At 60.6% G+C, this 15,434-nt stretch carries 15 protein-coding genes; 6 read left to right on the forward strand and 9 right to left on the reverse strand.

Features of this window, described 5'->3' with window-relative positions:
* Positions 1–74: 74 nt before the first annotated feature.
* Positions 75–1,604: a 2,3-bisphosphoglycerate-independent phosphoglycerate mutase gene (gene gpmI, locus AC515T_RS01920; protein ID WP_122565248.1), complete on the reverse strand. Its 1,530-nt coding sequence runs from the start codon at positions 1,602–1,604 to the stop codon at positions 75–77.
* Positions 1,605–1,756: 152 nt separating this feature from the next.
* Between gpmI and AC515T_RS01925 the strand changes: the two genes are divergently transcribed.
* Genes AC515T_RS01925 through secB form a run of 3 tightly spaced genes read left to right on the forward strand, consistent with a single transcriptional unit; the run spans position 1,757 to position 2,948 of the window.
* Entirely contained in the window at positions 1,757–2,170 is a 414-nt protein-coding gene (locus tag AC515T_RS01925) for a rhodanese-like domain-containing protein (RefSeq protein ID WP_496531233.1), read from the forward strand.
* Between the two features lies 1 nt (position 2,171).
* Positions 2,172–2,426 carry a glutaredoxin 3 gene (grxC, locus tag AC515T_RS01930; RefSeq protein ID WP_014336106.1) on the forward strand — a complete coding sequence of 85 codons (255 nt, stop codon included), beginning with the start codon at positions 2,172–2,174 and terminating at the stop codon, positions 2,424–2,426.
* Between the two features lie 39 nt (positions 2,427–2,465).
* Complete coding sequence (secB, locus tag AC515T_RS01935) at positions 2,466–2,948, forward strand: protein-export chaperone SecB (RefSeq protein WP_122565250.1); 483 nt, start codon at positions 2,466–2,468, stop codon at positions 2,946–2,948.
* A 149-nt stretch (positions 2,949–3,097) separates the two neighbouring features.
* On the opposite strand, the gene AC515T_RS01940 is transcribed toward secB, so the two are convergent.
* Complete coding sequence (locus AC515T_RS01940) at positions 3,098–3,553, reverse strand: tRNA (cytidine(34)-2'-O)-methyltransferase (RefSeq protein WP_496531234.1); 456 nt, start codon at positions 3,551–3,553, stop codon at positions 3,098–3,100.
* Between AC515T_RS01940 and AC515T_RS01945 the strand changes: the two genes are divergently transcribed.
* Positions 3,552–3,992, forward strand: a complete 441-nt coding sequence (locus tag AC515T_RS01945; RefSeq protein ID WP_496531235.1) for a hypothetical protein — start codon at positions 3,552–3,554, stop codon at positions 3,990–3,992. The genes AC515T_RS01940 and AC515T_RS01945 overlap by 2 nt on opposite strands.
* Positions 3,993–4,514: 522 nt before the next feature.
* On the opposite strand, the gene ntrC is transcribed toward AC515T_RS01945, so the two are convergent.
* The 6 genes from ntrC to glnA form a co-directional block, all read right to left on the reverse strand.
* Positions 4,515–5,951 carry a nitrogen regulation protein NR(I) gene (ntrC, locus tag AC515T_RS01950; protein WP_060739603.1) on the reverse strand — a complete coding sequence of 479 codons (1,437 nt, stop codon included), beginning with the start codon at positions 5,949–5,951 and terminating at the stop codon, positions 4,515–4,517.
* Complete coding sequence (gene glnL / locus AC515T_RS01955) at positions 5,948–7,033, reverse strand: nitrogen regulation protein NR(II) (RefSeq protein WP_053117539.1); 1,086 nt, start codon at positions 7,031–7,033, stop codon at positions 5,948–5,950. The genes ntrC and glnL overlap by 4 nt, the downstream gene beginning before the upstream one ends.
* A 253-nt stretch (positions 7,034–7,286) precedes the next feature.
* Complete coding sequence (locus AC515T_RS01960; protein ID WP_496531236.1) at positions 7,287–7,907, reverse strand: DUF4124 domain-containing protein; 621 nt, start codon at positions 7,905–7,907, stop codon at positions 7,287–7,289.
* Positions 7,904–8,422, reverse strand: coding sequence for a DUF4124 domain-containing protein (locus tag AC515T_RS01965; protein ID WP_496531237.1), 519 nt, complete (start codon positions 8,420–8,422; stop codon positions 7,904–7,906). Before AC515T_RS01965 ends, AC515T_RS01960 begins: the two co-directional genes overlap by 4 nt.
* 317 nt (positions 8,423–8,739) lie before the next feature.
* The gene (locus tag AC515T_RS01970) at positions 8,740–9,303 is read right to left on the reverse strand and encodes a chorismate mutase (RefSeq protein ID WP_496531238.1); all 564 of its coding nucleotides are present in this window, start codon (positions 9,301–9,303) and stop codon (positions 8,740–8,742) included.
* A 121-nt stretch (positions 9,304–9,424) separates the two neighbouring features.
* On the reverse strand, positions 9,425–10,831 hold the full coding sequence (glnA, locus tag AC515T_RS01975; protein WP_496531239.1) for a type I glutamate--ammonia ligase: 1,407 nt from the start codon (positions 10,829–10,831) through the stop codon (positions 9,425–9,427).
* Positions 10,832–11,159: 328 nt separating this feature from the next.
* Here glnA and thiI point away from each other — a divergent pair, with 328 nt between their 5' ends.
* Together thiI and typA are read left to right on the forward strand one after the other, a co-directional pair.
* Entirely contained in the window at positions 11,160–12,614 is a 1,455-nt protein-coding gene (gene thiI, locus AC515T_RS01980) for a tRNA uracil 4-sulfurtransferase ThiI (protein ID WP_496531240.1), read from the forward strand.
* Between the two features lie 138 nt (positions 12,615–12,752).
* Entirely contained in the window at positions 12,753–14,573 is a 1,821-nt protein-coding gene (typA, locus tag AC515T_RS01985) for a translational GTPase TypA (RefSeq protein WP_053117555.1), read from the forward strand.
* Positions 14,574–14,792: 219 nt separating this feature from the next.
* Here the strand turns inward: typA and AC515T_RS01990 are convergent, their stop codons facing one another.
* Positions 14,793–15,230 carry a YkgJ family cysteine cluster protein gene (locus tag AC515T_RS01990; RefSeq protein ID WP_003196865.1) on the reverse strand — a complete coding sequence of 146 codons (438 nt, stop codon included), beginning with the start codon at positions 15,228–15,230 and terminating at the stop codon, positions 14,793–14,795.
* Positions 15,231–15,434: the final 204 nt, after the last annotated feature.

A 15,434-nucleotide genomic window follows, 5' to 3' on the forward strand; every position in this document is an offset into this window, starting at 1 on the left:
GCCAGCACATTCAACAAAGATGTCGATTGGAAGATCGCTATCGCGAGCAAGCTCGCTCCCACAGGGTTTGCGGATCAGACCAGGATCGAAGTCCCGGTCATCTCCGCCGGCTTCTCCATGCCCAGCAGCATCAGCATGGTCGGCGCGACATCGGCCAGCACGCCGCCGTCGCGGACCTTGAAGCCGCGCTTGCCGACATAGATGAACGGCACCGGTTCGGTGGTGTGGGCGGTGTGGGCCTGGCCGGTGGATTCGTCGGACATCTGCTCGACGTTGCCATGGTCAGCTGTGATCAATGCTTCGCCGCCAACCTTTTCCAGGGCCTCGACAATGCGACCAACGCAGGTGTCCAGGCATTCCACGGCCTTGACCGCCGCGTCGAACACCCCGCTGTGGCCCACCATGTCGCCGTTGGCGTAGTTGACCACGATCACGTCGTAACGCTGGTTTTCAATGGCGTCGACGATGCGGTCGGTCACTTCCGGCGCGCTCATCTCCGGTTGCAGGTCGTAGGTGGCGACTTTCGGCGAGGGGATCAGGATGCGTTCTTCGCCCGGGAAAGGCTCTTCACGGCCGCCGGAGAAAAAGAACGTCACGTGGGCGTACTTTTCGGTCTCGGCGATGCGCAGCTGGGTCTTGCCGTTTTTCGCCAGGTAGTCGCCCAGCACGTTTTCCAGGCTGCCGGCGGCGAAGGCCGATGGCGCGGGAATGCTGGCGGCGTATTGGGTCAGCATCACGAAACCGGCCAGTTTTGGCTGGCGGGCGCGTTCGAATTCCTTGAAATCGTCTTCGACAAACACCCGGGTCAGTTCGCGGGCGCGGTCGGCGCGGAAGTTCATGAACACCACGGCGTCGCCGTCTTCGACTTTCACCGGCTCGCCGATGGTGGTGGCCTTGACGAATTCGTCGCTTTCGCCGCGCTCGTAAGCGGCTTGGAGGCCTTCCTGGGCTGTGGCGGCGTTGAATTCGGCGTTGCCGTCGACGATCAGGTTATAGGCCTGGGACACGCGATCCCAACGGTTGTCACGGTCCATGGCGTAGTAGCGGCCGACGAGGCTGGCGATGCGGCCCTTGCCGAGGGCCTGGAACGTGGCGTCCAGCAGCTCGATCGACGACGTGGCGCTTTTCGGCGGGGTGTCGCGGCCATCGAGGAACGCGTGCAGGTAGATCTTCTCGGCGCCGCGCTTGGCCGCCAGTTCGGCCATGGCGACCAGGTGGTCCTGGTGGCTGTGCACGCCACCGTCGGACAGCAGGCCCATGAAGTGCACGGCCTTGCCGGCGGCCACGGCCTTATCCACGGCGGCACAGATGGTCGGGTTTTCGAAGAACTCACCGTCGCGGATCGATTTGGTCACGCGGGTGAAGTCCTGGTACACCACGCGGCCTGCGCCGAGGTTCATGTGGCCGACTTCGGAGTTGCCCATCTGCCCGTCCGGCAGGCCGACGTCCATGCCGCTGCCGGAGATCAGGCCGTTGGGCACGGTGGCCCACAAACGGTCCAGCACGGGCTTGTTGGCCGAATACACGGCGTTGGATTCGTGGCTTTCACTGTGACCGAAGCCGTCGAGAATCATCAGGACCAAAGGTTTAGGCGTGGTAGTCATGGAATCCACTCGTGGCGGGTTAAAAGAAGACGATGGAAAAGGGACGGGCAGTTTAAAGGTAAGTTCCGGCGGCGTCACCGCCGGGCGGGGTTTGGCCGGCCTTGTGTGCTGTGTATACTGGCCGACATTTTAACGCCCTGGAACCTCCTTCGATGGTTGCTCACCTGATTCAATTTGCCACTAACCACTACATTCTCGTCGGTATCTTCGTCGTGCTGCTGGCGTTGCTGGTTGCCCACACGATGCAGGGCGGCGGTCGCAGCCTGAGTACTGGCGAGCTGACCGCGCTGGTCAACAAGGATGCCGGTATCGTGGTCGACATCCGTCCGAGCAAGGATTACGCCGCTGGTCACATTGTCGGGGCGGTGAACATTCCCCAGGACAAATTGATCGCCCGCATCGGCGAACTGGAAAAACACAAGGCCAAGACGCTGATCCTGGTGGACGCCCAGGGCCAGCATGCCGGCACCCACGCCCGCGAGCTGATGAGGTCCGGCTTTACCGCCGCCAAGCTGTCCGGTGGCGTTGCCAGCTGGAAAGCCGACAATCTGCCCCTGGTGAAGTGAAATGCCCCACGTTGTTGTCTATTCCAGCGATTACTGCCCCTATTGCTCCAGAGCCAAGTTCCTGCTCCAGAACAAAGGCGTGGCCTTCGAAGAGATCAAGGTCGACGGCAAGCCGCAACTGCGCGCCGAAATGACCCAGAAGGCCGGACGCACGTCCGTGCCGCAGATCTGGATCGGCAGCACCCACGTGGGCGGTTGCGATGATCTGTTCGCCCTGGAGCGCGCCGGCAAGCTCGACGCGCTGCTCAAGGCCTGAATTTCCCACTAAAGAACCTGAAAGTAAGAAGGATCTGCGATGACTGACCAACAGAACACAGCTGCCAGCGAAGAAGAAACCGCACCGCAATTCTCCTTGCAGCGCATTTATGTACGTGACCTGTCCTTCGAAGCTCCGAAAAGCCCGGCGATCTTTCGCCAGCAGTGGGAGCCGAGCGTAGGCCTGGACCTGAACACCCGTCAGAAAGCCCTGGAAGATGACTTCCACGAAGTGGTGCTGACCCTGTCGGTCACCGTGAAGAACGGTGACGAAGTGGCGTTCATCGCCGAAGTGCAGCAGGCCGGGATCTTCCTGATCAAGAACCTGGATGCTCCTTCGATGAGCCACACCTTGGGCGCATTCTGCCCGAATATCCTGTTCCCCTACGCCCGGGAAACCCTGGACAGCCTGGTGACCCGCGGCTCGTTCCCGGCCCTGATGCTGGCGCCGGTGAACTTCGATGCCCTGTATGCGCAAGAACTGCAGCGCATGCAACAAGAAGGCGGCGCGACCGTTCAGTAAGCGGTATCGCGTCTGTAAGCCAAGACGCAAAACCTGTGGGAGCGAGCTTGCTCGCGATAGCGCTGGGTCAGTCGACTTTGCTGTTGACTGATACACCGCTATCGCGAGCAAGCTCGCTCCCACAGGTGTTTCTGGCTGACGGGAAGGGCTCAGGCGAAGCCGTTCTGCCGCCACGCCTCATAAACCGCCACCGCCACGGTGTTGGACAGGTTCAGGCTGCGGCAGCCTTCGCGCATCGGCAGGCGCAGGCGCTGCTCGGCGGGCAAGGCGTCCAGCACGTCGGCCGGCAGGCCACGGCTTTCCGGGCCGAACAGGAGCGCATCACCGGCGACAAAGCTGGCGTCATGGAACGGCCGCGAACCCTTGGTGGTAAAGGCGAACAGGCGCGGATGCCCGAGGCTTTCCAGACAGCTGGCGAGGTCGGCGTGACGCTGCAAGGTGGCATACTCGTGGTAGTCGAGGCCGGCGCGGCGCAGGCGCTTGTCGTCCATGTCGAAGCCCAGCGGCTCGATCAAATGCAGGTGGCAGCCGCTGTTGGCGCACAGCCTGATGACGTTGCCGGTATTCGGCGGAATTTCCGGTTGAAAAAGGATGACGTGAAACATGCACGGCTCCGCAGATAAAGATGAGCGGCATTCTACGCCGCAAACCGACCGACGTTCGAAGCTAATGCCTCGGGTGATGGGCTCTTTGGCGATCTTCGGCATGATGGTCGGGCTGATGATCGGGCGCCTGACCACGCCCGACCCAAGCGCGTTGCAACAGGTCGAGGTGACAGACGGAACGCTGGTGGCCTGGTTCAACAATGAACCCAAGCTCCATGGCGAAATTGTCGACGGCTCAGTGGCGCTGCTGTTTCAAGCAGAAGGCCGGCCGCAGAAGGGCCAGCTCAAGCTCAACGGCAAGGATGTGAACTGGCGGGTGCGTTTGAGTGACAAGGGATTGTTGCTGACGCTGGTAGCGGCGCGTCCGTTGCGAGGGGAGTGGACCGGCAGCGAAGTGGATGATCGCTGGCGGCTGGAGGTCCGTCTCCAGGAGCAATAAAAGAGGGAATCCCCGGCCTGCCTGTACCAAGGTCCCCAAAACGGTAGGGCCGCGCCAAGCGGGTGGCCCTGGGGGTAAAGAAGGGAAACCTTGACCTGCCTGTATCAAGGCCCCCAAAACAGTGGGCTCGCTGAGCCCGTATAAAATGGGGAATCCCCGGCCTGCCTGTACCAAGGTCCCCGAAACTGGGTAGTGATCTAGCTATTGCAGGGGGCGTGCCAGTTTTAAATGGCCTGTCACAAAAAAGCTGCTGGTGAGGCTGAAAGCCCCGTATTACGGGGCTTTTGCTTTTGTTTGTGCGGTTTTTCCGGGGTTGGGACGGTTGGTTTTGGCGTGTGGCGCATGTGCAATTGCGGTTCGCAGTGCATTGATGCGGTGCATGAAGCCTTCAAAAGCATCGCGAGCAAGCTCGCTCCCACAGGGCTGGCGGCACTCACAAGTATTTGCGCACACCGAAAACCATTGTGGGAGCGAGCTTGCTCGCGATTGGGCCTTCAAGTTCAGCGAAGGGTTGAAGACTGATCAGCCCTCATCCCCGTCATCATCGTCTCCACCATCGACCTTCATCCCCAACTCCTTGATCTTGCGGGTCAAGGTATTGCGGCCCCAGCCCAGCAGCACCGCGGCGTCGCGGCGGCGACCGGCGGTGTGCTTGAGGGCGGTTTCGATCATGATCCGCTCGAAGGCCGGTACGGCGCTGTCCAACAGGCTTGACTGACCGCGGGCCAGGGCCTGGTCGGCCCACTGGCGCAGGGCTTGCTCCCAGTTGGTCACGGGCGCCGAATCCTGCGGCAGGCTCAACAGCTCCGGCGGCAGGTCGCTGATGTGCACTTCGCGACCCGAAGCCATCACCGTGATCCAGCGGCAGGTGTTCTCCAACTGGCGCACGTTGCCCGGCCACGGCAGGTTCTTGAGGTATTCCTCGGTTTCGCTCTTGAGCAGCTTGGGCTCGACCGCCAGTTCCTGGGCCGCGCGGCTGAGGAAGTGGCGGGCCAGGGTCGGAATGTCTTCGCGACGATCCGCCAGGCGCGGGATATGAATACGGATCACGTTCAGGCGGTGGAACAAGTCCTCACGGAACTTGCCGGCGTGAACCAGGGTTTCCAGGTTCTGGTGGGTCGCGGCGATGATGCGCACATCCACCTTGACCGGCGTATGGCCGCCGACCCGATAGAACTCGCCATCGGCCAGCACCCGCAGCAAGCGGGTCTGGGTGTCAGCCGGCATGTCGCCGATCTCATCGAGGAATAGCGTACCGCCGTCGGCTTGCTCGAAGCGCCCGCGCCGCAGGTTGGCCGCGCCGGTGAACGCGCCTTTTTCATGGCCGAACAGTTCGGACTCCATCAAGTCCTTGGGAATCGCCGCCATGTTCAGCGCGATGAACGGCGACGCCGCCCGCGGGCTGTGGCGGTGCAGGGCGTGGGCCACCAGTTCTTTACCAGTACCCGACTCGCCGTTGATCAGCACGGTGATGTTGGAGTGGCTCAGGCGCCCGATGGCGCGAAACACTTCCTGCATCGCCGGCGCTTCGCCGATGATTTCCGGGGTGCGGGCCAGGGCCGGCACCTCCTCCATGCCCTGTTGCTCTTGGGCGTGCTGGTTGGCGCGCTTGACCAGCGACACGGCTTCGTCGACGTCGAATGGCTTGGGCAGGTATTCAAACGCCCCGCCCTGGTAGGACGCCACGGCGCTGTCCAGGTCGGAATGGGCGGTCATGATGATCACCGGCAGCCGCGGATGCTGTTCGCGAATCCGCGCCAACAGGTCCAGGCCGCTGGCGCCGGGCATGCGGATGTCGGAGATGATGACGTCCGGTTGCTGACGCGCCAGGCGACTCATCACCCCATCGGCGCTGTCGAAGCTCTGGGTGGTCATGCCTTCTTGTTGCAAGGCTTTTTCCAGGACCCAACGGATAGAACGGTCGTCATCGACGATCCACACGGTTTCACTACGGCTCATGTCGATGTGGCTCCTTGTTCCAGTGGCAGGAAGATCGAGAAGGTGGTGTGGCCGGGGTGGCTCTCACACTCGATCAAGCCCTGATGCTGACTGATGATGTTCTGGGTAATGGCCAGGCCCAGCCCGGTACCGTCCGGACGGCCGCTGACCATGGGAAAGAAGATGGTTTCCTGCAGCTCGGCAGGGATGCCCGGGCCGTTGTCGATGATCTCGATCTTGGTCACCAGGCGATGGCGCACGTGGCCAATGGTGAACTGGCGCATGGCGCGGGTCCGCAGGCTGATGCGACCCAGGCGCAGTTCGTTCTGGCTGCTGATGGCCTGCATCGCGTTGCGCACGATGTTCAGCACCGCCTGGATCATTTGCTCGCGGTCGATCAAGACGTCGGGAATGCTCGGGTCATAGTCGCGCACCAAGGTGATGCAGCCCTGGCTTTCCGCTTCCACCAGGCTGCTGACGCGCTCCAGCACTTCATGGACGTTGCACATCGCCAGGGACGGCAGCTTGTTCGAGCCGAGCATGCGGTCCACCAGGTTCCGCAGGCGGTCGGCTTCCTCGATGATGACGTTGGTGTAGTCCTTGAGGCTTTCTTCCGGCAGTTCGCGGGCGAGCAACTGCGCCGCGCCACGTATCCCGCCGAGGGGGTTCTTGATCTCATGGGCGAGGCCGCGCACCAGCATCTTGCTGGTTTCCTGCTTGGACAGCTGCGCCTCTTCCTTGGTGATGCGCAGTAGGCGGTCACGTGGGTGGACCTCCAGCAGCAGCAAGGTGGCGCCGTTATTCAGGATCGGCGTGACCGCGTAATCCACGGTCAGGGTCTGGCCAGTCAGGGCGGTGAGCATCGCCTCGCGCTTGGTGAACGGGTGAGCCTGCTCCACCGCTTGGCGCAGGGAATTGAGCGCTTCGGCGGATTCGGTGAACAACTCGCTGATGAACTGCCCGTGGCTGCGCTGGCCGCTGACAGCCAGGAGCATCTCCGCCGCCGGGTTCATGTACTCGAGGCGCAATTCGGCGTCGAGCAGGATGGTCGCGGTGGTGAGGTTGTCGAGCAGCAAGCGGTGTAGTGCGTCGCTAATGGTCATCAGGACCTCTTTTGGAGCGTAGCAACTCGGGACCGGTCCCAAATTGCGCGCGCGATTGATGCGCTGTTGCCAGGAAAATGCAAAAACCAAACCAAGGCTCCGAAAAGAAGCGTTTAGAGCCTCAAAAGGATGTTTTTCGGTCGGTTGCGTGGCGTTCTGCCAGCTTTTTCGGGTACTTTCGAACCAAAATGGGTTTTGGATCTGAGTAGCGTGCAAGCTATTGCACCAATATAGTGCGAAGGTGTGGGCCGCGTTAGAAGAACGGCAAGATGCTGCTTTTTTCTTCTTCAGGCTTTTCGGCGAGGGGGCATTCGGGGCGCTGGCCGTAATCGGCGGTGGCGCAGGGTTTGATGCGGCGCTTCTGCGCCAGGGACACGCGCTGCATGTGGAAGGGCTGGTTGGCGGTGCGTTCGACGATACGGTCCTGCTCGTCGAGGATTTCGACCGCCAGGTGATGGGTGCCTCGATCGATGTCGCTCAAGGCGAATACCGGGCTCGGCCCCGGCGCGCCCGTTGGCTTGCCATCAAGTAACAGTCGGTAGCGGTGGCCTTTTTTCAGGCCGGGTTCGCTGGTGACGCTGACGATCAATTCGCCTGCGGTGCTGCGTATCGTTGCGTCCGGCTCGGGAATCAAGAGCCTGAGCATTTCGTAATGAAACAGCGGCTCGGGCCGGGCTTCGACCGCGGGTGCCGAGGTTGTACCCGTGGGCGCCGGCATCCGGTTGCCGGGTGGCAGTTGGACTTTCTTTGCGTTGCCGGGGCGCGGCTGATCGGTGAACACGCGATTGCCCTGGGCATCGATGTAGGTGTAGACCTGCGCCACCCCGGGCAGCGCCGTCAGCGCCAGGCCCAGCGCAAGCCACCAGCGGATCATGGCTGGTGCACCCGTTGCACGGTGAAGGTGACGGTTTCGCTTTGCTGCACGAGGTTGTCGCCGTCGACGACTTGAACCGCGAGGCTGTGCTCGCCCCGATCGATGTTCACCAATTGCAGGCGCGGCACGTTGCTCGGCTGGCCGTAGGGCTGTCCGTCCAGCAGCAACCGGAACAGATGCGGGCTGCGCAGGCGCGGTTGAGCGTGCACGCCAACGGTGAAGGTGCCGTTGTTGGCGCGCAGGGCCTCGTCGGTGGGGATGTCGGTCAGTTCCAGGATTTCGTAGGCATCGCGCGGCTCTTCGCGGGTGGCGGGGGGCGTCGGTGTGTCCGGGCTGGCCGGGGATTGGCGCTCGATGCTGTTGAGCGGCGGCAACTCTACCGTCTGGGCCGGGATGCCTTGGGGCGGCTGGTTGCTGTAGGCGGTGTTGCCCTCGGCGTCGGTGTACTTGTAGATCTGCGCAGCGGCGGGCAGAGCCAGTAGCAACAACAGGCTGATTGAAAAACCACGACCCATGAAAATCGACCGAAAACGAAAAGTGATGGGTGCAGCATAGGCTAGGCGGCGCGATGGCCCAAGTTGTCGCCCCCAATCCCCTGTGGGAGCGAGCTTGCTCGCGATGGCGGTGTGTCAGTCGCTGAATAGTGGATGTGACGGCCCCATCGCGAGCAAGCTCGCTCCCACATTGGATCTGTGGTGTTCACAGCCTTTATGCCCGACGCTGGATCCCTGTGGGAGCGAGCTGGCTCGCGATGGCGGCGTGTCAGGCGCTGAGGTGTTGGATGTGCAGGCCTCATCGCGAGCAGGCTCGCTCCCACAGGGGAAGGGGGGGCTCAGGATGTTGGGGAGAGGCACAGCCCTGCGGTTGCCCGGATCAGGGCGAGCCTGTGCACTGGGTGCTGCTTGTTGTGGTGGGTGGCACGGGCCAACCATTGTGGGCACTGCGGGTCGGTGCGGTAGGGGGCGAAGTCGGCCAGTTGCTGCAACAGGCGTTTTTGCAGGCGGTCGAGTTGCGGGCGGATCTGGCCCACCAGGTCCGGGCGCGGGAGGTCCGGGGCCTTGCCGTCCAGGGCCCAATCGGACAAGTCGACGTATTGCACCAATTTGTTGGCTTCTATCTGGGCGGCGAAAAACGCTTCCACGGTTTCGCTGCTCAGTTTATAGGCCGGTGCCTGGGCGACGGCCGCGGCAATGACTTCACGCTCGCGCTGACGATCTTCTACGGGTTTGCCACTGTCCCATTTACTCAGCGCCACTTGATCGGCGATGGCCAGGCGTTCGCCAATGGCGTTAAGCAGCGGGGTCAGGGCCTCAGGGGCGTGAGTCGAGGCGGCTTCGGCGGTGGTAGCCAGCAGCGCAGCAGACAGGGCAAGGCAGAGCTTGAAGCGCAAAGTCATGGGCAGTCTCGTCTTCTAAGGGGAGCGACGGGGCATCATGCACGTAACCGACGCCCATAAAAAAGGCCTCCCGAAGGAGGCCTTTCTTTATCTCACGCCGTGCGTGGCGGCGCTTACTGGATCAGCAGCTGTAGTACAGCTCGTATTCCAGTGGGTGAACGAAGGTGCGAACCTTGATTTCTTCTTCGCTTTTCAGTGCGATGTAAGCGTCGATGAAGTCATCGCTGAATACGCCGCCCTTGGTCAGGAACGCACGGCCCTTGTCCAGCTCTTCCAGGGCTTCTTTCAGGCTGCCACAGACCTGCGGGATTTCCTTGGCCTCTTCAGGCGGCAGGTCATACAGGTTTTTGTCAGCGGCATCGCCAGGGTGGATCTTGTTCTGGATACCGTCCAGACCGGCCATCATCAGTGCAGCGAAGGCCAGGTACGGGTTGGCAGCCGGGTCCGGGAAGCGTGCTTCGATACGGCGGGCTTTAGGGCTGTTCACGTAAGGAATACGGATCGAGGCGGAACGGTTGCGAGCCGAGTAGGCCAGCATCACCGGGGCTTCGAAGCCTGGTACCAGACGCTTGTAGGAGTTGGTCGACGGGTTGGTGAAGCCGTTCAGGGCCTTACCGTGCTTGATGATACCGCCGATGAAGTACAGGGCGGTGTCCGACAGACCGGCATAGCCTTCGCCTGCGAAGGTGTTCTTGCCGTCCTTGGAGATCGACATGTGAACGTGCATGCCCGAACCGTTGTCGCCGTACAGAGGCTTCGGCATGAAGGTCGCGGTGCGGCCGAAGGCGTCAGCAACGTTGTGTACACAGTACTTGAGGGTCTGTACTTCGTCAGCCTTCTTGACCAGCGTGTTGAATTTCACGCCGATTTCGTTCTGGCCGGCAGTCGCCACTTCGTGGTGGTGAACTTCGACGGTCTGGCCCATTTCTTCCAGTGCGTTGCACATGGAGGTACGGATTTCGTGGTCGAAGTCGAACGGTGGAACCGGGAAGTAGCCGCCCTTGATGCCTGGACGGTGGCCTTTGTTGCCGCCTTCCACGTCCTGGTCGGACATCCACGAACCTTGTTCGGAGAAGATCTTGAACATGGAGCCAGAGATGTCGGACTTGAATTTGACCGAGTCGAAGATGAAGAACTCAGGCTCAGGACCGAAGAAAGCGGTGTCGCCGATGCCGGTGGACTTCAGGTATTCCTCGGCGCGGTGGGCGATGGCGCGTGGGTCGCGGTCATAGCCTTGCATGGTCGAGGGTTCGATGATGTCGCAGACCAGGATCAGGGTCGGCTCTTCGGTGAATGGGTCCAGGACGGCGGTTGCGTCGTCCGGCATCAGGATCATGTCGGAGGCTTCGATGCCTTTCCAGCCGGAGATGGAGGAACCGTCGAACATTTTCCCGATTTCAAAGAATTCGTCGTCCAGCGCATCACGGGCCGGCATGGTCACGTGATGTTGAGTACCTTTGGTGTCAGTGAAGCGCAGATCAATCCACTTGACGTCATGATCTTTGATGAGTTGAACCGACTTCGACATATGTCCTCCGGGTGGCTTCGGGCGGGTAGTGGAGTGCCCTTAGATATGGGTGATGCCGGCGCGAATACTCTGCCAAGGCAACCTGCCTCACAAGGGAGCAAATTGCATGCCAGTGCCCCAGCATGGGTTTTTTGCACCAAATCCACGCTTTTAAAGGCGTAAATCAAAGATTGTCAGACAATAACGCACTGCAATGTGGCGTCGTCAGTCGATAATGACCTGTTTTGGTGCATGCAAAACCATCTGCACATAAACTGGTTAAACCTTGAGCAATTTCCGCTATAATCCGCGCCCCCCTTTTTCGGCTGGCCGTTCGCGCGCTGTTTTCATGAAACTAATCGTAAAAGTCTTCCCCGAGATCACCATCAAGAGCCGCCCGGTACGGATGCGTTTCATCCGCCAGTTGGCCAAGAACATCCGTGCCGTGCTCCGAGACCTGGACCCGGCTGTGGTGGTGAATGGCGTGTGGGACAACCTCGAACTGGAAACCCGTGTCAGCGAACCCAAGCTTCTGAAGGAAATGACCGAGCGCCTGAGCTGCATGCCGGGCATCGCGCATTTTTTGCAAGTCGATGAATACCCGCTGGGGGATTTCGACGACATCCTCGCCAAGTGCATGCTTCATTATGGTGACGCATTGGCCGGCAAGATCTTTTCGGTGCGTTGCAAGCGCGCCGGCAAGCACGTGTTCAGCTCGATGGATGTGGAGAAGTACGTCGGCAGCCAGTTGCGCCGGCAGTGCGGCGCGGCCGGTATTTCGTTGAAAGACCCGGAAATCGAAGTGCGCATCGAAATTCGCGACCAGCGGTTGTTCGTGATCCACAGCCAGCACAACAGCATCGGCGGTTATCCGCTGGGCTCGCTGGAGCAGACCCTGGTGCTGATGTCCGGTGGCTTCGACTCCACGGTGGCCGCCTACCAGATCATGCGTCGCGGGCTGATGAGCCATTTCTGCTTCTTCAACCTTGGTGGCCGGGCCCATGAACTGGGCGTGATGGAAGTGGCGCACTTCATCTGGAAGAAGTACGGCAGCTCCCAACGCGTGTTATTTGTGAGCGTGCCGTTCGAGGAAGTCCTTGGCGAGATTCTCGGCAAAGTCGATAACAGTCATATGGGCGTCATTTTGAAGCGTATGATGTTGCGCGCCGCTTCACGAATTGCCGACCGCCTGCAAATCGATGCGCTGGTGACCGGCGAGGCGATCTCCCAGGTGTCGAGCCAGACGTTGCCGAACCTGTCGGTGATCGACTGCGTGACCGAGAAGCTGGTCTTGCGTCCACTGATCGCCAGCCACAAGCAGGACATCATCGACCAGGCCAATGAAATCGGCACCGCCGAGTTTGCCCGGCACATGCCGGAGTACTGCGGCGTCATCTCGGTCAATCCGAAGACGGCGGCCAAGCGCGGGCGGGTGGAGCACGAAGAGAAAGAATTCGACATGGCGGTGCTCGAGCGAGCGCTCGAAAACGCCAGGCTGGTACCGATCGATCGCGTTATCGATGAATTGGGCCAGGACATCAAGATTGAAGAAGTCGGCGAAGCGCTGGCCGGTCAGATCATCATCGACATCCGCCACCCGGATGACGCTGAAGACGACCCGCTGAGTATCGCTGGCATCGAGGTAAAAACGATGCCGTTCTATGCCGTGAACGCGCGTTTCAAGGAACTGGACCCTACTCGCCAGTACCTGCTTTATTGCGACAAAGGCGTGATGAGTCGCCTGCATGCCCACCATTTGCTCAGTGAGGGGCATGCCAATGTGCGCGTTTATCGACCGAGCTAAGTGCCCGGGGCTGTTTGCCTGTGGCCTGCGTCACCGGCCCCCCGACGCCGCCGACAGGCTGTAACGGCTTTGTCGGACTCAACGTAAATCGCTGCCACGACCTGTCAGCACACCGAATCCTCTGATCGAGATACACAAGTGATCGAAAATCTACGCAACATCGCCATCATTGCTCACGTTGACCATGGTAAGACCACCCTGGTAGACAAACTCTTGCGTCAATCCGGCACCCTGGAGCGCAACGAGCTCAACGACGAGCGCGTGATGGACTCCAACGACCAGGAAAAAGAGCGCGGTATTACCATCCTGGCGAAAAACACCGCCATCAACTGGAACGGCTACCACATCAACATCGTGGACACCCCGGGCCACGCCGACTTCGGTGGTGAAGTAGAGCGCGTGATGTCGATGGTCGACTCCGTGCTGCTGCTGGTTGACGCTCAAGACGGCCCTATGCCGCAAACCCGTTTCGTGACCAAGAAGGCCTTCGAAGCTGGCCTGCGTCCGATCGTGTGCATCAACAAGGTTGACCGTCCAGGCGCGCGTCCGGACTGGGTTCTGGACCAGATCTTCGATCTGTTCGACAACCTGGGCGCCACCGAAGAACAGCTGGACTTCAAGGTCGTCTACGCCTCGGCCCTGAACGGTATTGCCGGTCTGGACCATACCGAAATGGCTGAAGACATGACCCCGCTGTACCAGTCGATCGTCGACAACGTACCGGCACCGAAAGTCGACCGTGACGGCCCGTTCCAGATGCAGATCTCCGCACTGGACTACAACAGCTTCCTGGGTGTTATCGGTGTGGGCCGTATCGCTCGTGGTCGCGTCAAGCCGAACACCCCGGTCGTGGCTATCGGTGCCGACGGCAAGCGCCGCAATGGTCGTATCCTGAAGCTGATGGGTCACCACGGTCTGCACCGCGTAGACGTTGAAGAAGCGGCTGCCGGCGACATCGTCTGCATCAGCGGCATGGACTCGCTGTTCATCTCCGACACCCTGTGCCACCCGGACACCGTTGAAGCGATGAAGCCGTTGACCGTCGACGAGCCAACCGTTTCCATGACCTTCCAGGTCAACGACTCGCCATTCTGCGGTAAAGAAGGCAAGTTCGTGACGTCCCGTAACATCAAGGAGCGTCTGGACAAAGAACTGCTGTACAACGTTGCACTGCGCGTTGAAGAAGGCGACTCGGCCGATAAGTTCAAGGTCTCCGGCCGTGGCGAACTGCACCTCTCGGTTCTGATCGAAACCATGCGTCGCGAAGGCTTCGAAATGGCTGTAGGCCGTCCGGAAGTGATCATCCGTCTGGTTGACGGCGTGAAGCACGAACCGTTCGAAAACGTCACCATCGACCTGCCGGAAGAATCCCAGGGCAAGGTGATGGAAGAGATGGGCCTGCGTAAGGGCGACCTGACCAACATGGTGCCGGATGGCAAAGGCCGTGTACGTCTGGAATACAACATCCCTGCTCGCGGTCTGATCGGTTTCCGTAACCAGTTCCTGACCCTGACCAACGGTGCTGGCATCCTGACCTCGATCTTCGACCGTTACGACGTGATGAAGTCTGGCGACATGTCTGGCCGTCAGAACGGCGTTCTGGTTTCGGTTGAAACCGGCAAGGCACTGACTTACTCCCTGGAAACCCTCCAGGCGCGTGGCAAGCTGTTCGTCGAGCACGGCCAGGAAATCTACGGTGGCCAGATCGTTGGTCTGAACAGCCGTGACAACGACCTGGGCGTGAACCCTACCAAGGGCAAGAAGCTCGACAACATGCGTGCTTCGGGCAAAGACGAAACCATCGCCTTGGTTCCACCTGTTCGCTTCACCCTGGAACAGGCCCTGGAATTCATCCAGGACGATGAATTGTGTGAAGTGACTCCGAAGTCGATCCGCCTGCGTAAGAAGATCCTGGACGAAAGCGAGCGTACCCGCGCTGCCAAGAAAGCCAAGAACTGATTTAGCCCAGGCTGAATGAAAAACGCCCCCGGTCGCGAGATCGGGGGCGTTTTTTTATGCCTGGAAGTGATGTGGCGCCTGTTGGGGCCTCATCGCGAGCAAGCTCGCTCCCACAGTGGATGTGCAGTGGGTACAGATTTTGTGTTCGACATGAATCCCTTGTGGGAGCGAGCTTGCTCGCGATGACGGTGGTTCAGGCACCGCCGAACCCTCTGTAGGTCAGAACTTGTCCAACGTCCGCGGATTGCGCTCGCGCTCCACTTCCTTGGGCTTGTAGGCACAATACCCCGGCCGTGGGCCTACCCGTGGATGGTTGCGGCAGGTGTCCGGGCGCTTCTCGTAAATGGTGCACAACCGGCTCTTGCGGTCCAGATAAAGGCAATCGTTGTTGCTCATGCGCTGGAGCGTGAAGATTTCCGACTTCTGGTTGTAACGCTCGACGATCCCTTCCTTTTGCAGGCGCTTGGCGATGTTCTTCGGCGGGTCGCCCAGTTCGAATTCATCGACGATGCCGATGCGGATCAGGTCCTTGATCTTGACCTCCACCGGCAGCGTGCAGCAGCTCGACACGCAGGAACCGCACATCGGGGCGGAGTACTTGGCCCAGGTATCGAGTCGGTCGATCTCCGCGGCGGCGATCAGGTTGGGCTTCATCATCACGGTTTACCAGCATGCATCAGGGCGCGCGATCATACCGGGACTGGTGAAATTTTGAACGACCATCTGCCGGTTTTTTTTCATCCAGGCAAAAACGCTCCAGGACCGGCACGCCCCCTGCATTCATTCGCCCATATGGCAGTTCCCTGGCGACGATTCTCCGGCACGGTGGAAAAACCACCGAACCTGCGCCTGTACCGCCTG

The organism is Pseudomonas sp. FSO-7 (assembly GCF_059579345.1).